The 18,718-nt window shown below is 64.7% G+C and carries 22 protein-coding genes; 10 read left to right on the forward strand and 12 right to left on the reverse strand.

Annotated features, from left to right (window positions below):
* Positions 1–117: 117 nt before the first annotated feature.
* Together secB and LB516_RS27130 are read right to left on the reverse strand one after the other, a co-directional pair.
* Entirely contained in the window at positions 118–618 is a 501-nt protein-coding gene (gene secB / locus LB516_RS27125) for a protein-export chaperone SecB (RefSeq protein ID WP_015314738.1), read from the reverse strand.
* Positions 619–895: 277 nt separating this feature from the next.
* Entirely contained in the window at positions 896–1,393 is a 498-nt protein-coding gene (locus tag LB516_RS27130) for an FxsA family protein (protein ID WP_318011851.1), read from the reverse strand.
* Between the two features lie 200 nt (positions 1,394–1,593).
* Between LB516_RS27130 and LB516_RS27135 the strand changes: the two genes are divergently transcribed.
* The 4 genes from LB516_RS27135 to LB516_RS27150 are packed head-to-tail and all read left to right on the forward strand — an operon-like array spanning position 1,594 to position 4,315.
* The gene (locus LB516_RS27135; RefSeq protein ID WP_015314736.1) at positions 1,594–2,301 is read left to right on the forward strand and encodes a Tim44/TimA family putative adaptor protein; all 708 of its coding nucleotides are present in this window, start codon (positions 1,594–1,596) and stop codon (positions 2,299–2,301) included.
* Between the two features lie 21 nt (positions 2,302–2,322).
* Positions 2,323–3,423: a murein transglycosylase A gene (locus tag LB516_RS27140; protein WP_224720695.1), complete on the forward strand. Its 1,101-nt coding sequence runs from the start codon at positions 2,323–2,325 to the stop codon at positions 3,421–3,423.
* The gene (locus LB516_RS27145; RefSeq protein WP_224720696.1) at positions 3,420–3,950 is read left to right on the forward strand and encodes a Smr/MutS family protein; all 531 of its coding nucleotides are present in this window, start codon (positions 3,420–3,422) and stop codon (positions 3,948–3,950) included. Before LB516_RS27140 ends, LB516_RS27145 begins: the two co-directional genes overlap by 4 nt.
* Positions 3,947–4,315, forward strand: coding sequence for a helix-turn-helix domain-containing protein (locus tag LB516_RS27150; RefSeq protein ID WP_015314733.1), 369 nt, complete (start codon positions 3,947–3,949; stop codon positions 4,313–4,315). The genes LB516_RS27145 and LB516_RS27150 overlap by 4 nt, the downstream gene beginning before the upstream one ends.
* 46 nt (positions 4,316–4,361) lie before the next feature.
* On the opposite strand, the gene LB516_RS27155 is transcribed toward LB516_RS27150, so the two are convergent.
* From LB516_RS27155 to LB516_RS27170, 4 genes are all read right to left on the reverse strand, one after another.
* Positions 4,362–4,601, reverse strand: a complete 240-nt coding sequence (locus LB516_RS27155) for a hypothetical protein (protein WP_140619862.1) — start codon at positions 4,599–4,601, stop codon at positions 4,362–4,364.
* A 315-nt stretch (positions 4,602–4,916) separates the two neighbouring features.
* Positions 4,917–5,531 carry a transglutaminase-like cysteine peptidase gene (locus LB516_RS27160; RefSeq protein WP_140619860.1) on the reverse strand — a complete coding sequence of 205 codons (615 nt, stop codon included), beginning with the start codon at positions 5,529–5,531 and terminating at the stop codon, positions 4,917–4,919.
* A 158-nt stretch (positions 5,532–5,689) separates the two neighbouring features.
* Positions 5,690–6,967: a polyhydroxyalkanoate depolymerase gene (locus tag LB516_RS27165; protein WP_140660312.1), complete on the reverse strand. Its 1,278-nt coding sequence runs from the start codon at positions 6,965–6,967 to the stop codon at positions 5,690–5,692.
* A 288-nt stretch (positions 6,968–7,255) separates the two neighbouring features.
* Positions 7,256–7,624 carry a septal ring lytic transglycosylase RlpA family protein gene (locus LB516_RS27170; protein WP_015314729.1) on the reverse strand — a complete coding sequence of 123 codons (369 nt, stop codon included), beginning with the start codon at positions 7,622–7,624 and terminating at the stop codon, positions 7,256–7,258.
* A 309-nt stretch (positions 7,625–7,933) separates the two neighbouring features.
* Here LB516_RS27170 and LB516_RS27175 point away from each other — a divergent pair, with 309 nt between their 5' ends.
* A complete protein-coding gene (locus tag LB516_RS27175) occupies positions 7,934–8,119 on the forward strand; it encodes a hypothetical protein (protein WP_224720697.1) in 186 nt (61 codons plus the stop codon).
* Between the two features lie 51 nt (positions 8,120–8,170).
* Here LB516_RS27175 and LB516_RS27180 read toward each other — a convergent pair whose 3' ends face one another.
* The 4 genes from LB516_RS27180 to tauA all read right to left on the reverse strand — a co-directional run bounded on the left by LB516_RS27180 (position 8,171) and on the right by tauA (position 11,132).
* Complete coding sequence (locus LB516_RS27180) at positions 8,171–8,359, reverse strand: hypothetical protein (protein WP_224599507.1); 189 nt, start codon at positions 8,357–8,359, stop codon at positions 8,171–8,173.
* A gap of 19 nt (positions 8,360–8,378) precedes the next feature.
* Positions 8,379–9,239, reverse strand: coding sequence for an ABC transporter permease subunit (locus LB516_RS27185; RefSeq protein WP_140660310.1), 861 nt, complete (start codon positions 9,237–9,239; stop codon positions 8,379–8,381).
* Positions 9,236–10,009 carry a taurine ABC transporter ATP-binding protein gene (locus tag LB516_RS27190; RefSeq protein ID WP_140660309.1) on the reverse strand — a complete coding sequence of 258 codons (774 nt, stop codon included), beginning with the start codon at positions 10,007–10,009 and terminating at the stop codon, positions 9,236–9,238. Before LB516_RS27190 ends, LB516_RS27185 begins: the two co-directional genes overlap by 4 nt.
* Before the next feature lie 109 nt (positions 10,010–10,118).
* Positions 10,119–11,132: a taurine ABC transporter substrate-binding protein gene (gene tauA / locus LB516_RS27195; RefSeq protein ID WP_140876043.1), complete on the reverse strand. Its 1,014-nt coding sequence runs from the start codon at positions 11,130–11,132 to the stop codon at positions 10,119–10,121.
* Between the two features lie 633 nt (positions 11,133–11,765).
* Between tauA and LB516_RS27200 the strand changes: the two genes are divergently transcribed.
* From LB516_RS27200 to LB516_RS27215, 4 genes are all read left to right on the forward strand, one after another.
* Positions 11,766–12,254: an RrF2 family transcriptional regulator gene (locus tag LB516_RS27200; RefSeq protein ID WP_140619852.1), complete on the forward strand. Its 489-nt coding sequence runs from the start codon at positions 11,766–11,768 to the stop codon at positions 12,252–12,254.
* Positions 12,255–12,285: 31 nt separating this feature from the next.
* Positions 12,286–13,629: an FAD/NAD(P)-binding protein gene (locus LB516_RS27205; protein ID WP_140719492.1), complete on the forward strand. Its 1,344-nt coding sequence runs from the start codon at positions 12,286–12,288 to the stop codon at positions 13,627–13,629.
* A 921-nt stretch (positions 13,630–14,550) separates the two neighbouring features.
* On the forward strand, positions 14,551–15,990 hold the full coding sequence (locus LB516_RS27210; RefSeq protein WP_140619846.1) for a pyridoxal-phosphate dependent enzyme: 1,440 nt from the start codon (positions 14,551–14,553) through the stop codon (positions 15,988–15,990).
* Positions 15,987–17,156: a trans-sulfuration enzyme family protein gene (locus LB516_RS27215; RefSeq protein ID WP_224682720.1), complete on the forward strand. Its 1,170-nt coding sequence runs from the start codon at positions 15,987–15,989 to the stop codon at positions 17,154–17,156. Before LB516_RS27210 ends, LB516_RS27215 begins: the two co-directional genes overlap by 4 nt.
* A gap of 108 nt (positions 17,157–17,264) precedes the next feature.
* Here LB516_RS27215 and LB516_RS27220 read toward each other — a convergent pair whose 3' ends face one another.
* Both LB516_RS27220 and LB516_RS27225 read right to left on the reverse strand, forming a co-directional pair.
* Positions 17,265–17,453, reverse strand: coding sequence for a hypothetical protein (locus LB516_RS27220; RefSeq protein ID WP_015314719.1), 189 nt, complete (start codon positions 17,451–17,453; stop codon positions 17,265–17,267).
* A 7-nt stretch (positions 17,454–17,460) separates the two neighbouring features.
* Positions 17,461–17,646 (reverse strand): hypothetical protein, encoded by a 186-nt coding sequence (locus LB516_RS27225; protein WP_140719488.1) that lies wholly within the window; start codon positions 17,644–17,646, stop codon positions 17,461–17,463.
* A gap of 167 nt (positions 17,647–17,813) precedes the next feature.
* Between LB516_RS27225 and rsmI the strand changes: the two genes are divergently transcribed.
* The gene (gene rsmI, locus LB516_RS27230; protein WP_140719487.1) at positions 17,814–18,710 is read left to right on the forward strand and encodes a 16S rRNA (cytidine(1402)-2'-O)-methyltransferase; all 897 of its coding nucleotides are present in this window, start codon (positions 17,814–17,816) and stop codon (positions 18,708–18,710) included.
* Positions 18,711–18,718: the final 8 nt, after the last annotated feature.

Consider the following 18,718-nt stretch of genomic DNA (forward strand, 5'->3'; position numbering starts at 1 on the left):
GGTGTCGAGCGAAGCTCGACGGAGTGGGGGTCGACCCATGGCGCGAATGGTCAATCCACCAGAACAAAAAACCCGGCGCTAGGCCGGGTTTTTCAAGCGATGCCTGTCAGCCGAGGATCAGCTCACCTGGGTCTTTGAGGACGCGGCCTGGTCTTCGGCGAGCTTCTGCTGGAACATCTGCGCGAAGTCGATCGGGTCCAGCATCAGCGGCGGGAAGCCGCCATTGCGCGTCGCCTCGGCGATGATCTGGCGGGCGAAGGGGAACAGCAGGCGCGGGCATTCGATGAACAGGATCGGCAGCATGTGCTCCTGCGGGAAACCCGAAATGGCGAAGACGCCGCCATAGACAAGCTCGACGTTGAACAGCACTTCCTGGTCGAACGAGGCCTTGGCGTTCAGCGTCAGATTGACGTCGAACTGCTTGTCGGAGAGCGGGTTGGCGTTGACGTTGACGTTGATGGCGATGCCGGGCGCCTTGTCGCGGCCGCGCAGCGAGTTGGGCGCGCCGGGGCTTTCGAAGGACAGGTCCTTCACATACTGGGCCAGCACGTTGAGCGACGGCTGTGCCGCGTTGCCGTTGCCATTGGCGCCGACCGGCGCGTCATCATTGCTGGCCATGAGCCACTATCCTTTTCCCCTGGGCAGTCTCGCTCACCGAATTGAATCGGGGCTGACCGAATTGAAATCGGGCGTTCGCTACCATGGCCGGCAAGACAAGACAAGGTTTGCCGCCGTGTGACCGGAGCGGACCCAGACTGCATCGAGATTCAGGTCAGGCCGAGGCGAAAAGGGTGGTTTCCGAGAACCGGAGCGGAGCGTACTTGAAGTACGTGAGCACCGGAAGCGCAGGAAGCCGCCCTTTGCAGACCGGCATCACCTGAATATCGATGCAGTCTCAATCGTCCTTCAGCCGCCGCCACGGCGAATTGTGGTCCGGGCCGCGCTTGAGGTCGTCCTCGCGCGAATAGTCGCCGTCGTCGAGGTCGATGACCTTGTCGCGCTGCCGGCGGAAGCCGCCGGTGGAGAAATTGCTGGCCACCACGATGCGGCCCTTCAGCCTGCTCCAGGCAAGGTCGCGCACCGGCGGCAGGAACAGGAGCAGGCCGACAATGTCCGTGATGAAACCGGGAATGATCAGCAGCACCGCCGCGACCACGATCATGGCGCCATGGGCGAGCTGGCCGCTGGGGTCGCGGCCGGCGGCCATCTCGGTGCGGATGCGGCTCATGACGCCGAAACCCTGGTGGCGCAGCAAAAGCACGCCGGCGAAGCTCGAGGCCAGCACCAGGCCGACCGTCGCCAGCGCGCCGACCTCACGGCCGACGACGACGAAACCGGCGATTTCCAGCAGCGGAAGCGCGAGGAGAAAGAGGGGAAGCAGCGAAATGCGCAAGTCTTTACCGATCATTCGATTGTTTTGTCCCGCTGGCGGCCAATCGCCGCTGGCACGGAGGCTGTTAGATAGGTATGCCTGCCTTTGATTTGAATGATTGCGCCTTGCGTTCTATATGCTTTGAATGGTGAACGCTATGCGACCGCGGCCTGCTGGGCTGGACGGTCCGGCCTAGAGGCAGGGATTGATTGGCGGAAAATATGGGCTTCTTCGACTTCGGCACGATTTTCTTCCTGATCGCGGCGGTGGTGATCTTCTTCCAGCTGCGCAACGTGCTGGGCCGCCGGACCGGTAGCGAGCGGCCGCCCTTTGACCCCTACACGGCGGCGCGCACCGACAAGGACGCCACGCAGAAGCCCGAGAACGTCGTTTCGCTGCCGCGCAAGCGGGCGCCCGGCGAGCCGGCGCCGGCCGACGCCTATACGGCCATCGACGCCTTCGCCAAGCCCGACACCGATCTCAACAAGGGCCTGCGCGCGATCAAGGACAACGACCCCTCCTTCGATCCCAAGGGGTTCGTCGACGGCGCCAAGATGGCTTACGAAATGATCGTCATGGCCTATGCCGACGGCGACCGCAAAACGCTGAAGAACCTTCTGTCGCGCGAGGTCTATGACGGCTTCGTCGCCGCGATCGGCGAGCGCGAGGCCAAGTCGGAAAAGATCCAGTCCTCCTTCGTCGGCATCGACAAGGCCGACATCGTCTCGGCCGAGATGAAGGGCGGCGAGGCGCATGTGACGCTGCGCATCATCAGCGAGCTGATCTCGGCGACGCGCGACCAGGCCGGCACGGTGATCGACGGCGACCCCGAGACGGTGGCCGAGGTCAAGGATGTCTGGACCTTCGCCCGCGACACACGCTCGCGCGATCCGAACTGGAAGCTCGTCGCCACCGAAGAAGAAGACTGAGTCCGGCAAAGGCAGGCTCCGGTGTCGCTGTCGCCTCTCCTTGTTGAAAGGTCCTTCGGCGACCTGCCCGGCTGGGGCGACGACGACCATCTGCCGGCCTTCGCCGCCTTTGTCCGGTCCGCCTTCCATGTGCCGGTAAAACCCTATCGCAGCGGCGCGCTGGGCGTCGATTTCAGCGGCTTCGCCGAGGCCTATGCGCAAGCACGCGAAGCCCCCGCCGCCAGTTCGTCCGAAGCGCGCGCCTTCTTCGAGCGCCATTTTGTCCCCATGCTGGTCCGGCCCGAAACCGGCGCCGGCCTCGTCACCGGTTTCTACGAACCGCAAGTCGAGGCCTCGCCGGTGCGGACGGAGCATTTTGCCGTGCCGCTGCTGTCGCGTCCGGCCGATCTCGTCGATGTCGACGACACCAACCGGCCCGCCGGGATGGATCCTTACCTCGCCTTCGCGCGCCGGACCGCCGATGGGCTGGCCGAATATCCCGACCGTGGCGCGATCGAGCGCGGAGCGCTCGCCGGCCAGGGGCTGGAGATTGCCTGGCTGGCCGACAAGGTCGATGCCTTCTTCATCCATGTCCAAGGCGCGGCCCGGCTTGCCATGACGGACGGGCGGCTTTGCCGCGTCACCTACGCCGCCAAGTCAGGCCAGCGCTTTACGGGCCCCGGCAAAATCCTGAGCGGGCTCGGCGAAATCCCGCTGGCCGAAGTGACGATGCAGTCGATCCGCGCCTGGTTCAAGGCGCATCCTGGGCAGGTCGACGAGATCCTGTGGCAGAACCGCTCCTACATCTTCTTCCGCGAGGCTGCAGTGGATGATGCCGCGCTTGGCCCGATCGCTGCCGCCAAGGTGCCGCTGACGCCGGGCCGCTCGATGGCCGTCGACCGGCTGCTGCACACATTCGGCACGCCTTTTTACATCGACGCGCCGACGCTCACCGCCTTCGACAAAAACCCATTTCGGCGGCTGATGATCGCGCAGGACACCGGCTCGGCCATAACAGGGCCGGCGCGGGGCGACCTGTTCGCCGGCTCGGGCGATGCCGCCGGCGAGATCGCCGGCGTGGTGCGCAACGCCGCCGATTTTTATGCGCTGGTGCCGCGAGCGCTGGCCAGGGGCGCGAGATGAGCAAGCGAGGCGATAAACTCAGCGACGACGACCGGGTGCTGTGGAACCTGGTGGCGCGCACCGCCAAGCCGCTCAAGGGCCGCGCCGCGGTCGACATTCCGGACATGGCCGTCGATGCCAGGCCGGCGCCGGCGCAGCCGGTCCAGCCCGCCGCCAATGCGCCGGGCGCGGCAAAACCGAAGGTCCAGCATGTCACGCACCGGCTCGACGAGCCGACGCTGGACAAGCTGCAAAAGGGCCGGCTGCCGATCGAGGGCCGCGTCGACCTGCACGGCATGACGCAGGACGAGGCCTATTCGCTGCTGTTCTCGTTCCTGCACCGGGCGCATGCCGGCGGCGTCCGCTATGTGCTGGTCATCACCGGCAAGGGGTCTTCCTCGGGCGGCGATGGCATCTTGCGGCGCGCCGTCCCGGCCTGGCTGTCGACACCCGCGTTCCGGCCGCTGGTCTCCAGCCACGACCATGCCGCCCGCAACCATGGCGGCTCGGGCGCGCTTTATGTCAGGCTGCGGCGGGCGCGCTCGTGACGCCGTTCGGCGAGCGGCTGCGGGCGCTGCGGGCCGAGCGCGGCGTCAGCCAGAAGGACATGGCGGCGGCGATCGGCGTCAGCGCCGCCTATCTCTCGGCGCTCGAGCATGGCCGGCGCGGCGCGCCGACCTGGACGCTGATCCAGAAGATCATCGGTTATTTCAACATCATCTGGGACGATGCCGAGGAACTGGCGCGGCTGGCCGAAACCTCGCATCCGCGGGTGAAACTCGATACGTCAGGCCTGTCCCCCGCCGCCACCGAACTTGCCAATCTTCTGGCCGAGACCATCGAGAAACTCGACGAGGCCGAGCTTCTGCGCATCACCGCTTCGATCCGCGCGGCATTGGGCCGGCGATCGTAGAAGACAGTGCCCGCCGGCGAGCAGCCAGCGGGCAGCCGTGGTGCGATCAATTCTTGCCGGCCGTGCTGCCGCCATTGCCGCCGCGACCATGGTCGCCATGGCCCTGGCCGCCATTGCCACCGCCCAGGCAGTCCGACGCGCCGGCCTCGCCGCAACAGCGGCCGGCCCACAAATCGTTGAGGTTGGTGTTGGCGCAGCTTGGAATGGTCTGCCCGGCCAGAGCTGATCCGGTGAGCGCCGAAACGGCGGCGGCGGCGAGAAGCGTGTTGCGCAGAAAAGCAGTCATTTGAAGTCTCCATGATTTGGGTTGGTTCGGTTCACGGCTGTGTGTCGCCGGGCGAACGGAAATGGTTCACGGAGGGATGCGGAAATTTTCTGGAGGGTCCCCAAAGGGAGCCGTGGGTCAAGGCAGTGCGGCAATGGCAGAGGCCCCAGGGATTGCGGAACCTCCACGGTTCATCATCCACGGGCGGAGCGGGAGCGAAGCGGACGCGCAGCCCCGAGGATCCATGCCGCGATCTGCGAGCTTCGCAACGTGCAGAATGTAACGGTATGGCAGCGCCGGGGTGGCGCCGCCTCAGGCAGGTGCCCCGCTATGGCCCTACTGCACCGAGCCGACCAGAACCTGCTGGCCGCCGCGGATCGAGACCCAGCGGCCGGTGTTGTCGATCGCCTGGCGCTTGAGGAAGCGGTAGCCGGTCTGGTCCCAAGACTTGACCTTGTCGGTCAAATTGTCGAGCACATAGTCGCCGCCGTCGGTGCGCACCGTCAGCACGGCGTGGCCTTCACCGTCGGGCTTGCGGACCACGGTTATCAGGAGATCGGCGAGCGACATGCCCATGCGGGACAGCTGGCGCCGCTTCTCCAGCACGTAGTCCTCGCAGTCGCCGACGCCCTTGTCCGGATAGGCCCAGACCTCGTCCTTGCCGTAGATGTCCATGTCGCTCATCGGCTTGACGGCGGCGTTGACCCTGGCGGTGACGTTGACCAGCTTGCGCATCAACCCGTCGGTCAGCACCGCCGGCGCGAGATTGGCCGGGCGGATCGAACATTCGCCTGGACGCTGCTTGCAGAAATCGTAGTGGCCGATCGGCTGCGAGGTGAGGCCCCCGGTGGCCATGGCGCCCGAAGCCCAGGCCGGTGCCATCCAGCCCCCCGTTAACGCCAGCCCTGCTGCCGCGCATACGCGCAGCCTTCGCATGGTTGAGGAATTCATTGTCCCCGCTCGCCCTGTTGTTAACGAAACGTTAAGGGCGATTTACACTCCGTGTCAATTACGACATCGGCCTGATTTGCAGCATGGTTACCCGCGAGGAGGCAGAGCGGCACTTGTGCAACGGATCGGACCCGCGGCGGTTCCGTTTTCAAAACCGTCTACCGCTTGGCGGTGCGCACCAGCTTCGGCTTCACCGCGACGCGGTTCTGGCGGCCATAGCTGGTGATGAAGTCGACGATGCGCGGCACGATCTCGGAGCGGAAGCGCGAGCCGTTGAAGACGCCGTAATGGCCGACTGCCGGCTGCATGTAGTGGGCCTTCTTGTCGGCCGGGATGTTGACGCACAAATCCTGCGCCGCCTTGGTCTGGCCAAGACCCGAAATGTCGTCGTTCTCGCCCTCGACCGTGAACAGGGCAACGTTGCGTATGACGGACGGATCGATCCTGGTGCCGCGATGCGTCATCTCGCCCTTGGGCAGCGCATGGCGCACGAAGACCGTGTCCACCGTCTGCAGATAAAACTCCGCCGTCAGATCCATCACCGCCAGATATTCGTCATAGAAGTCGCGGTGTTTTTCGGCATTGTCGCCATCGTGCTTCACAAGGTTCATGAAGAATTCCTTGTGGGCGATGATGTGGCGGTCGAGGTTCATGCTCATGAAGCCCGAAAGCTGCAGGAAACCGGGATAGACCTCGCGGCCGAAGCCCGGCACTGGCCAGGGCGCGCGCATGACGACGTTGTCGCGGAACCAGTCGATGCCCTTTTCCTCGGCCAGCAGATTGACGGCGGTCGGGTTGCGGCGGGTGTCGATCGGCCCGCCCATCAGGGTCATCGTCGAAGGCACGAAGGGATCGCCCTTGGCCTCCATCAGCGCCACGGCCGCAAGCACCGGCACGGAAGGCTGGCACACGGCCATCACATGCGTGTCGGGACCCAGGGTGTGCAGCATGTCGATGACGTAGTCGATATAGTCGTCGAGATCGAAGCTGCCATCGGCCAGCGGCACCATGCGGGCGTCAACCCAGTCGGTGATATGGACATCGGCATAGGGCAGCATCGCCTCGACCGTGCCGCGCAGCAGCGTGGCATAATGGCCCGACATCGGCGCCACGATCAAAAGCTTCGGGTCGGCCTTGCGCCCGGGGGGAACGGCGCGCTCGAACCGGACGAGATTGCAGAACGGCTTCGACCAGACGGTCTTCTCGGTGACCGCGACGCTCTTCCAGTCGACCACCGTCTTGGCCAGGCCGAATCGCGGCTTGCCGTAGCGGCGCGTGGTGCGCTCGAACAGTTCGGCGCCGGCCGCGATCGAACGGCCCCAGGGCGTATGCGAAACGGGGTTGAGCGGGTTGGAGTAGAACAACCGGACCGCGTCGGCATAGAGCCGCGCCGGCTGCAGGGCCGCGTGGTTCATTTCGTAGAGCTGGTAGAACATACGTTACCCCGCGACCGAAGGGACGACGATCAGCGCCGAGCCCTAGATGTCTCGCGGGGAAGTTAACAACTAATTGCTGCGATGCAATACGTCACGTGGCGTGACCAATGCTTCTTTCGCCGAAGGCCTTGAAAACCGGGCACGGCCGGCCCAGCCGGCTCAATGTGCAGTGCCGAAATGTGTAGGATATGTGTCAGGCTCTCGCGCCCGCCTGACCATGATCCCGAAAGTTCCCGGTTGCTGCGCTGATCCGCGGTCGGGAAGGCTCATGGTCAGGAGAGGGTCAAATCAGACGCGCGCCATGCAGACGGAGGTCTGTCCGGAGCCGATGAAGCCGAGCTGGCCGGCGGCGCCTTTCGACAGGTCGAGCACCCGGCCCTTGATGAAGGGACCGCGATCGTTGATCCGCACGACGACGCTGCGGCCGTTGTTCTTGTTGGTGACCCGCAATTTGGTGCCGAAAGGCAGCGTGCGGTGGGCGGCGGTCATCGCCGAGGGGTTCATACGCTCGCCCGATGCGGTCCTCGAGTGCAGCGCGTACCAGGAAGCGCGGCCACACTGACCGGCGGCGGCGGTTGCCGAAGTGGCGGAGGCGCCGACCATCAGGCCAGCAGCGATCGTTACCGCGACAAGCGCGGTCTGTTTCGTGGTCTTCATATTTGGGGGATGGCTCCGTTTTTGACAGACCCAAGCCGTTAGGTGGGAAATAAGGCAGGAAATGCGGCAGTGATCTGGCGGTTCCATGGCAAGATCACACGTTTGGAGTCAGGGGGTAACAGTTTGTCAGGGATCTTCGGACCAGATTTCACCAGTTATCGATGATGTTCGTGCCGATATCCGAGATCCGTTTGACAAGATCCGGGATTAATCTCCAAGTAGAAACCGCTGGGATCGAGCCACTTCCTTTGGCTCTTTCATCGCGGCTATGGCGCCGCTCTCGATCGACTGGGAAAGCGAGATCCGACAATGAGACTGACCAAAAATCTGCTGGCGTTGATTGTGCTGGCGATCGGTGCGTTGTGGTCGCTGCAAGGGATCGGCGTGGTCGGCGGCAGCTTCATGACCGGCCAATCGCAATGGCTCTATATCGGACTCGCCGCCATGCTGGTCGGCCTGGCCGGCCTGGTAAGGGCGAACCGTGGGCATGGTTGATTTTCGAGCAAGCGCGCCCGCTGCTGAGCGCGCCGCCCGTGGCGACTGCGTTCACTGCGACCAGTACTGCCAGGCCCAGTAAAAACTCTCGTCGCGAGGTGGCAGGCGATCGCGCCCGGCGCGGAGATGGACCGGCGCCGGCGAGCGCGGGCTGTCGTCACTTGCCGCGTTCTCGTCGGAAGCAAGGCCGAGCAGCCAGGCGCTGACATGGGCAAACAACACGGCGGTGGAATGGGTCATCGTCATTCTCCTTTTCCGATCATTCCCGCCCCGCCCATGGGACCAGCACGCGCTCGATGCGGCGGATGGTGAATTCGAGCACGAAGGCGATGGCGGCGATCACCAATATCCCCATGATCACCACGTCGGTGACGAGGAACTGGGCCGCCGACTGGATCATGAAGCCAAGCCCGCGCGTTGCCGCCACCAGCTCGGCCGCGACCAGTGTCGACCAGCCGGCGCCGAGCGCGATGCGCAGGCCGGTCAGGATCGAGGGCAGGGCGCTGGGCAGGATCACGTGGCGGACCACTTGGCGTCGAGTCGCACCAAGCGAACGCGCGGCGTTGACGCGCTCCCGCGAGACGCCGCGGACGCCCGAGGCGGTCGACAGCGCGACCGGCGCTAGCATGGCGATGGCGATCACCAGGATCTTCGACGGCTCGCCGATGCCGAACCAGATGATGACCAGCGGCAGGTAGGCCAGCGGCGGGATCGGCCGCAGGAATTCGAGCAGCGGATCGAAGATGCCGCGCCCCACCGTGCTGATGCCTATGGCGAGCCCCACCGGCACGCCGACCAGGATGGCGGCGACCAGCGCGGCAAAGACCCGGCCCAGACTGGCGACGACATGCTGCGGCAGCGTCGCGTCGACGAAGCCGTCGCTGATAACCACGATGAACTTGTTCCACACGGCAAGCGGCGAGGGCAGGAACACCGGCGACACCAGTTGCAGGCGGGCCGACAGTGTCCAGAGCGCCAGCACCGCCAGGATGGTGGCGGCGCTGACCATGCGCGCCGAAACGCCCGTCCGTTTCGCCCGTGGCCTCGACCAGGGCACCGACAGGCCGTCGGTTTCGTCTGTCCTTGAACCGGGCCGTTCGGTGTAGGAGGAAATGGTCATGCCGCCTCTCCCTCGAAGATCGCGTCGGTCAGTTCGCCGCGCGCCGCCGCGAAGGCCGGATCGGCCTTGATGGCGCGAATGGGCTCGCCTGCCGCGTAACGCCTGGAGAAGCTCGGCTCGAAGGTTCGCACCACGCGGCCCGGGCCGGGCGCCAGCACGACGATGCGGGTGGCGAGCACCAGCGCCTCCTCGATGCCGTGCGTCACCATCAGCACGCCGGCATGGCTTGCCGTCCAAAGGTCGAGCAGCGTCGTCTGCATGCGCTCGCGCGTCAGCGCGTCGAGCGCGCCAAGCGGCTCGTCGAGCAGCAGGAATTCGGGTTCGGCGGCGAGCGCCCGGGCAAGGCCGACACGCTGGCGCATGCCGCCGGACAGCTCCCAGATGCGTTTGTCGCCGGCTTCAGCGAGCTTGACCAGCGCCAACAGTTCATCGGCGCGGCGCGCCCGTTCGGCTGGCCTCGCTCCGCGCAGCCTGAGCGCGAAGGCGACGTTCTCGCGCGCCGTGAGCCACGGAAACAGCGCATCGTTCTGGAACACCACGGCCCGGTCCGAACCGGGCCCGGTGATCGGCTTGCCATTGACCGTGGCACTGCCGCGCGCCGGTATGACCAGGCCGGCGGCGACGTTGAGCAGCGAGGTCTTGCCGCAGCCGGAGCGGCCGACAAGGACGACGAAATCGTTCTTGGCAACGCCGATCGACACGTGCTCGACGGCGGGTGCCGGCTGGCCGTCATAGTGGATGGAGATCTTGTCGAGCACGAGATGCGGCATGGGCCCTCGCCGATTGGAAGGATATCCGCCTGCCCCGAAATCGCGCCTCGTCGGCGGCTTCGGGACAGGCAATACGCGGCGTGGGAAGGAGAGCCGCGTGTGCGACGCGTCAGTTCGAGGCCAGCGCCTCGGTGACGTATTTCGAAGTGACGTATTTCGAATAGTCCGGCAGCACCGCGTCGACCTTGCCTTGCTCCTTGAGGAAGGCGGATGCCGCCGCGATCGCACTGACCGTACCGCCGCCGAGGAACTTCCCGGATGCCTGCTGTTCCAGGGTGGGAAAGACATAACCCTTGAGCAGCTCCGGCACCTCTTCCAGCTTGGCGCCGGTGAGCTTGGCGATCGCGGCGGCCTGCGGCGACGACACCGACCAGGCGTCGGGCTTGGCGAGATAGTCCGCATAGGCGGTGCCCGTCACCTTGACGAAGTCGCGCACGGCTTCCGGGTTCTTCTCGGCGAAGTCGGTGCGCACGATCCAGGCGTCGAAGGTTGGCGCGCCCCAGGCGGCGACCTGCGAGGAATCCAGCACCACCTTGCCGGATGTCTTGATCTGGCCCAGCGCTGGGTCCCAGACATAGGCGGCGTCGATGTCGCCGCGCGCGAAGGCGGCGGCGATTTCCGGCGGCCGCAGGTTGAGGATCTGGACCGATTTCGGATCGACATTCTCGTGCTTGAGCGCGGCAAGCAGGCTGTAATGCGTCGTCGACACGAACGGCACGGCGACCTTCTTGCCGGCAAGGTCTGCGACCTTCTCGATGCCGGCGCCGTTGCGGGCGACCAGCGCCTCGGATTGCCCGATCAGGCCGACGACGAAAATGGTCTGGATCGGCAGTTCGCGGCTGGCGGCGGCCGCCAGCGGGCTCGAGCCGACATAGCCGATATCGACCGAGCCGGAGGCGACCGCGGCGATGACATCGGCGCCGGAATCGAATTTGCGCCAGTCGATGCTGGCCTTGGTCGCCTTTTCATAGGCGCCATCGGCCTGCGGCACTTTCGAGGGTTCGACCACCGTCTGGTAGCCGATGGTGATCTTCAGGTCTTCGGCGAGCGCCGGGCTGAGGAAGGCGGCGCCGGCGAGGGCGGCCGACGACAGAAGGAGAATGCGTCGCGAAATGGTGGGCATCAAAGGGCTCCATGAAAAGGGAAAACCGGATTGCATGTCCATAGTTCGCTAATTCCATGGTTCTTGTAGAGTTAAATCCTTCCAAGGAAGGAGAGCTTGTTGGAAAAAAGCCACTGGCGGCGGGCCGCCACGGCGGAAGTGACGGTTGCCGTCGTCCAAGAGCGGCGAGCCCATCAACTTAGCCCGAGGGCTCGACCTCGACCGTTGCAGATACAGACAGGTTCAAACGAGAATTCCGGGTTTTCCCTACCTCCAGCAAACTGATGCTTCGAATGGCACGGAATTTAGAATGAGGTTCCACGTGTCGGCACCTAAGTATAGTAATCTTATGGACATAGGTGCGGGGTGCCGATGACAGGGCATCCCAAGCGTATCGTGGAGATCGCTGGCGTCGTCGGTTCCCAGCCGCGGGCCGTCATGCGAGCAAGCTTGGCGTCTGTGTCCTCGAAATCACAAGGCGGGCCTAAAATCGCCGCAACGAGTTGAAAATCAAGCAAGATTAACCGCAATTGGCTTGTATATCATGTCACTGGAATTTATGTGTCGTGGAGGCTTCGGCGCGGCGGGGAGGCACGCGAGGCGTTTCGCAACGGATGGCCTAAGGCCATCGCACGACAGAGAAACGTTCGGTTCATGCTCACCAAAAAAGGCAAGTACGGCCTCAAGGCGCTCGTCCATCTCGCGCACATGCCGGCCGGACGGCTCGCCTTCGTCGGCGATATCGCGACCGGCAACAACATTCCGAAGAAATTCCTCGACGCTATACTGGGCGAGCTGCGCAATGCCGGCTTCGTCCAGAGCCGGAAGGGCAAGGAGGGCGGCTATCGCCTGGCCCGGCCCGCCGACGAGATCAAGGTCGGCCACGTCGTGCGCGTCCTCGACGGTCCGCTGGCTCCGATCCCCTGCGCCAGCCGCACACAGTATCAGCGCTGTGAAGACTGCAACGAGGCGACATGCCAAGTCCGACATCTGATGCTGGAAGTCCGGCAGGCGATCGCCGAGGTGCTCGACCAGCGCAGCCTCGCCGAGATGCGCGACATTGCCGACGACCTCCCGGTCGCGAGGGACGACCTGCCGGTGGTGCGGAACGACCTGTCGGTCGCGGTGAAGGTCCAGGCCTGAAGCCGGCACTTCGCATGGGGCTCGCTTGCGCATGACCGGGCGAACGAACCCGACCCGTTCCATCATCATCGTCGGCGGCGGCGCCAGCGGCGTCGTGCTGGCCGCGCATCTGCTCAAATCGCCCAATCCGGACCTGCGCGTCACATTGATCGAAAAACGCCCGCATTTTGGCCAGGGCATTGCCTATTCGACGCTGCTGTCGGCGCATGTGCTGAATGTCAGCGCCGCAGGCATGAGCGCCTATGCCGACGATCCCGGCAATTTCTGGCGCTGGCTGCTGGAGCGGGGGCTTGCGACACCGGAGCAGGTTCCGGTCTATGCGCCGCGCAGCCTCTATGCGCGTTATCTCAAGGAATTGCTCGACGACCTGGAAACGCGCGAGCGCGAGAGCGGCCGGCTGCGCCTGATCCGTGAGGAGAGCCTGTCGATCACGCCGACGGCGTCCGGGGTCGAGGTGGCGCTCGCCAACGGCACCAGCGTGGTCGCCCATCTTGCCGTGCTCGCCACCGGCCATGACGAACAGCCCGCGCAGGGCCACGCGATCCGGATGGGCTCGGAAGCCGACACCGCGCTCGATCCAGATAGCCGCATCCTGGTGCTGGGCACGGGCTTGAGCATGGTCGATGCATTCCTTTCCCTGGAGCAGCGCGGCCATCGCGGCGACATCATCGCGGTGTCGCGGCGCGGCCTGCTGCCCTCGCCGCACCGCAAGGGCAATCCGATCAAGCTCGACGTCGCCGACATCCCGCTCGGCACCCAGCTTTCCTATTTCGTCGGCTGGTTCCGCGACCTCATCCGTCAGAACCAGAAGGCCGGCGTCGACTGGCGCGACGTGGTGGACGGCCTGCGCCCCTTCAACCAGAAGATCTGGCAGAACTGGCCGGCCTCGGCCAAGCGCCGCTTCGTCGAGCACACCAAGGCCTGGTGGGACATCCATCGTCACCGCATGGCACCGGAGGTCTACGCCAGGGTGACGGAGGCCGTGCAATCGGGCCGCATCCGGCCGCTCGCCGGGCGCGTCGTCGCCGTCACGCCGGGCGACGGTTTCGCGGTGGAGGTCCAGTCGCGCCACACCCAGCGCCTCGAAACATTCGGCGTCGCCCGCATCTATGATTGCTCCGGTATCGTGCGCGACATCTCGACCTCGTCGAACAGCGTGGTGCGCTCGCTGGTCGACCGCGGCCTGGCGCGGCCGGACCCGCTGCGCATCGGCCTCGACGTCTCGGCCAATTGCGAGATCATCGCCGCCGATGGCACCGTTTCGCGAAAAATTCTCGCCGTCGGCCCGCTGACGCGCGGCACCTTCTTCGAGATCGACGCCATTCCCGATATCCGAGTCCAGTGCGCCAGGCTGAGCAAGCGGTTGCTGGGGTAGACAACCCCAGGCGGCGATTGTCTTTGGCAAGTGGTGCCCGCCTTAAGCGGCGAGCGTCTTCCGTGATCGCACCATATTCGGCTGGGCGTAGTCTGGTATTCGTCCTGAGCGGCCCTATGTCGGTCTGAACAACTTCCGTTCTTAACTATAAAACGGCAGGACTAAAGTCTTGCGCGCTAGCAGGCCTTGGTCCGAGGGGTCTTCGAACGTTCCATGCTTGTCCATTGGACGTTCCATTACTTTAGTCAATCGAGATATACGTGGTTTGATATGGGCCGCGGTAATGGGGGTGCGAAATCGGCCTGCCAAAAGGCGCGATCTTCCTTCCGTCGAGTGCCCCAATGCCTCCCCAGCCCGGTTTCGAGCCAGTGCTTTCCTATGCCCTCGGACCAAAAGAATGGCCGGTGCGGGGATGCTTGGGTTGGAAGCAGGTCGCACCGGCCATCGCGGGTTAGGCTTCGATTGGGATCGTCCCCCGCACGACCAAGCTACATATATATTAGCTATTGCTCAACTAAGACTGAAGTCCCTCCAGCTACCAGCCGGAGGGATGGCGTTCAGCCCAATGCCTCACATACGGCGCGCGGTCTCGGCGGCTAAAAGGTTCTGCTGGCCGGTGATGCCATCGCGCACCGCAAAAGGCGCGCCACAGCGTTATCGAAGGCGGGAAAATGCCATTCCAGCAGCCCGGCCTTCGACAGCGGGATGCCGTCGGTGTAGTTTCTGCTTCCTTGCGGGGGAGATGCCCGGCAGGACAGAGGGGGCGCTGTCCCGCTGGCGTCTCGGTCGGAACCGCGTCGCCTGGATGACGGGCCCATGGAATTTCATTCCCCGTCTGGCCACCGGATTGGCACGATCTATCTTCTTTCCAACTGCGATCGGCTGGAAAAGACGCTAGGGTTGACCCATGGAGGCTCCGACATGAGTGAGCATAGAAAAACCACGGCCGACAGTGGCTCCTCGGATAGGGCGCTCTCGCGCCTGCGGCCGCCCTATGCGTCGTTGCTCGATCTGATCGGGCAGACGCCCATCGTCGAGCTGACCAAGTTCGACACCGGAAAATGCCGGCTGTTCATCAAGCTCGAGAGCCAGAACCCGGGCGGCTCGATCAAGGACCGTATCGCGCTGTCGATGATCGCGGCGGCCGAAAAACAGGGCAAGCTGAAGCCCGGCGGCACCATCGTGGAGGCGACAGCCGGCAACACCGGCCTTGGCCTTGCCCAGGTCGGCATTCCCAAGGGTTACCGCATCATACTGGTCGTGCCCGACAAGATGTCGCGCGAGAAAATCCAGCATCTGCGCGCGCTCGGCGCGGAAGTGCGCATGACGCGTTCCGATGTCGGAAAGGGCCATGCCGAATATTACCAGGACATGGCGGAAAAAATCGCCGCCGAACTGCCCGGCGCCTTCTACGCCAACCAGTTCGCCAATCCGGCCAACCCGCTGGCGCATCAGACGACCACCGGCCCGGAGATTTTCTCGCAGCTTGACGGGGATGTCGACGCGGTGGTGGTCGGCGTCGGCTCGGGCGGCACGCTGACCGGGCTTGGCCGCTACTTCGCCGAGGTGTCGCCGAAGACGGAGATGGTGTTGGCCGATCCGGTCGGCTCGGTGCTGGCGCCGCTGATCAAGACCGGCAAGATGGAAGAGGCGGGAAGCTGGACCGTGGAAGGTATCGGCGAGGATTTCGTACCGCCCAATGCCGATCTGTCTTTGGTCAAGAAGGCCTATTCCATCACGGACAAGCAGAGCATGCTGGCGGTGCGGGATCTGTTGTCCCGCGAAGGGATCCTGGCCGGGTCGTCTTCGGGCACGCTGTTGTCGGCGGCGTTGCGCTACTGCCGCGAACAGACGGTGCCCAAGCGCGTCGTCACCTTCGTCTGCGACAGCGGCAACAAGTACCTGTCCAAAGTGTTCGACGATTTTTGGCTGGCCGAGCAGGGCCTGGCCGAACACGAACAGCATGGCGACCTGCGCGACCTCGTGATGCGCACTCACCGCACCGGCGACACTGTCTATGTCGGGCCGGACGAGAGCCTGCTCAATGCCTATGGACGCATGCGCCGCTCCGATGTCTCGCAACTGCCGGTGCTCGACAATGGTAAGCTCGTCGGCATCGTCGACGAGAGCGACATCCTTGCCCATGTCGACGGCCCCTATGACGGGCGCTGGGAGCGCTTCAACGGCCCGGTGCGCACAGCCATGACCTCGAACCTGCACACGCTGCAGGCCAGCCAGACGCTGGACGCGCTGCTGCCGGTGTTCGACCGCAACGAGGTTGCCATCATCTTCGACGGCGACGAGTTCGTCGGCCTGATTACCCGCATCGACCTGATCAACCATCTGAGGCGCGCACGATGACAACATCCGGAAAGAACCGCCTGGCGTTTTCGACGCGCACCATCCATGGCGGCCAGAGCCACGACCCGCTCACCGGTGCGGTGATGGTGCCGATCTACGCCACCTCGACCTATGGCCAGCAGTCGCCCGGCGTGCACAAGGGTTTCGAATATGCCCGCAGCCAGAACCCGACGCGCTTCGCCTTCGAGCGCGCCGTGGCCGATCTCGAAAGCGGCTCGGCGGCTTTCGCCTTCGCTTCCGGCCTGGCGTCGATCGCCACGGTGCTCGAATTGCTCGATTCCGGCGCGCATATCGTCGCCACCGACGACATTTATGGCGGCTCGTTCCGGCTGATGGAGCGGGTGCGCAAGCGCTCGGCCAGTCTGCAAATTTCCTTCGTCGATTTCACCAATCTGGCCGCGGTTGAAGCCGCGATCCGGCCGGAAACAAAAATGCTTTGGGTCGAGACGCCGACCAATCCATTGCTGCGCATCGTCGATCTCGAAGGCGTCGCGGCGTTGGCGAAGCGCAAGGGGATCTTGTCCGTCGCCGACAACACCTTCTGCAGTCCCTACATCCAGCGGCCGCTGGAGCTCGGCATCGACATCGTGGTCCATTCGACGACGAAATATCTGAACGGCCATTCCGACATGGTGGGCGGCGTCGCAGTTGTCGGCGACAAAAAGGATTTGGCCGATCGCCTGAAATTCCTGCAGAACGCCATCGGAGCCATATCCGGCCCGTTTGATAGTTTCCTGGCGCTGCGCGGTTTGAAGACCCTGGCGCTCAGGATGGAGCGTCATTCCGCCAACGGCCTCAAAATCGCGCAATGGCTGGAAGCGCGAAAAGATGTTCGCCGCGTCATCTATCCCGGCCTCGCCAGCCATCCCCAGCACGCCATCGCGGTCCAGCAGATGCATGCCTTCGGCGGCATGATCACGGCTGTGCTCGATCGCGACCTTGCCCGCACAAAACGCTTTCTCGAACGCACGCAGCTGTTCACGCTGGCCGAAAGTCTTGGCGGGGTGGAGAGCCTGATCGAGCACCCGGCGTTGATGACGCATGGCTCCATTCCCGCCGAGAAGCGGGCGGAGATCGGCATATCGGATTCGCTGGTGCGGCTGTCGGCGGGGATCGAGGATGGCGACGATCTGATCGCCGATCTGGATCGGGCGCTGGGAGGCTGAGTGCCTTTCGGCCGACCGAGGAGCCCGTTGCTTTCGGGCATGCGTTGCGTCGCGCCTTGCTCCGTCCATGACGACGAACTGATGGTCGTCTCGCCGATCTGAACCAGATCAGGCGTCGTGTTTGTGGCGATGCTTTCCGCGGTCTTTCTCGGCGTGGGATTCTCCGGAGCGCACCGGCTTGGCGTTGTCCTTGTCGCGGCGCCCTCGGTGCTGGTCGCCTATCGGAGATAGCGGCACGCCGTGGCGCGCGGTTTTCGTTTCGAGACGGGTGATGAAAATATCGAAGCGATTGGGCATCGTCCGGTCAGTGCTCCGTCGTGCTGTCGGGTTTGTTGTCGGAAAGCCTGACATCCGTCGGCAAGGCAATCGAGGCCTGCTTGGTCAGGCTGGTGTCGTCCCGGGCCGGCAGCCGCTTGTCCTGGCGTGCGACAATCCGGCCGCGGCCGGCATAGTAGGGCTCGAAAGCGTCCTGTATCGTCAGGCTGTCCATCCTGTCCTCCCTTGGGAATCAGGGGCTAAATCTGCCAAAACCGGTTTCGTTCCCTACTGTGGCGAAGGAATGGCGATTGCCTTACATCGGTGTGAGTTTTGCAAGCCGGCGCCAGCCATGCCAAATGGGTTTGGCAGGCCAAACAGGGCTGAACGGAGACGGCATCGGTGACTGGCGAGACGGGCAAGCGCAGCTATGTGGTCGGGCAGACCGAGATCGCGGCCCGTCCGCTCGACCCGGCGCTCTATCTGGTGGCGACGCCGATCGGCAACCTCGCCGACATCACGCTGCGCGCGTTGGAGACGCTGGCCGCCGCCGACATCGTCGCCTGCGAGGACACGCGCGTGTCGCGCGTGCTGCTCGACCGCTACGGCATTCGCCGCCGCACCACGGCCTATCATGAACACAATGCGGGCGAGGCCGGGCCGAAGCTGGTCGCCGCACTCGAAGCCGGCCAGAGCGTGGCGCTGATTTCGGATGCCGGCACGCCGCTGGTCTCCGATCCCGGCTACCGGCTGGTCGGCGAGGCGCTCGACCACGGCATCCGCGTCGTGCCGATCCCCGGCCCCTCGGCGCCGCTTGCCGCGCTGACGGCGTCGGGCCTGCCGTCGGACGCTTTCCTGTTCGCCGGCTTCCTGCCGGTTAAATCCGGACAACGCCTGGCCCGGCTGGAGGCGCTGAGAGCCGTGCCGGCGACGCTGATCTTCTTCGAATCGCCCCGCCGGCTGGCCGAGTCGCTCGGCGCCATGGTCGAGGCGCTCGGCGGCGAGCGCAAGGCCGCCATCGGCCGCGAATTGACCAAGACGTTCGAGGAGATGCGCACCGGCACGCTGCGGAAGCTTGCCGAGCATTATGCGGCGGCCGATACGCCCAAGGGCGAGATCGTCGTCTGCGTCGGCGCCGCCGAGGCCAAGGCCGACGAACCTGAAGACATCGATCGCCTGCTCTTGTCGCTCGCCGCTGAAATGCCCGCCTCCAAGGCGGCGGCGGAAGCGGCGAAAATGACCGGCGGCCAGAAGCAGGCGCTGTATCGGCGGCTGCTCGAGCTCAAGGACAGACCATGATCGCGAAA

The sequence above is a fragment of the Mesorhizobium sp. CO1-1-7 genome, from assembly GCF_020164885.1.
Taxonomy (GTDB): Bacteria; Pseudomonadota; Alphaproteobacteria; order Rhizobiales; family Rhizobiaceae; genus Mesorhizobium; species Mesorhizobium australicum.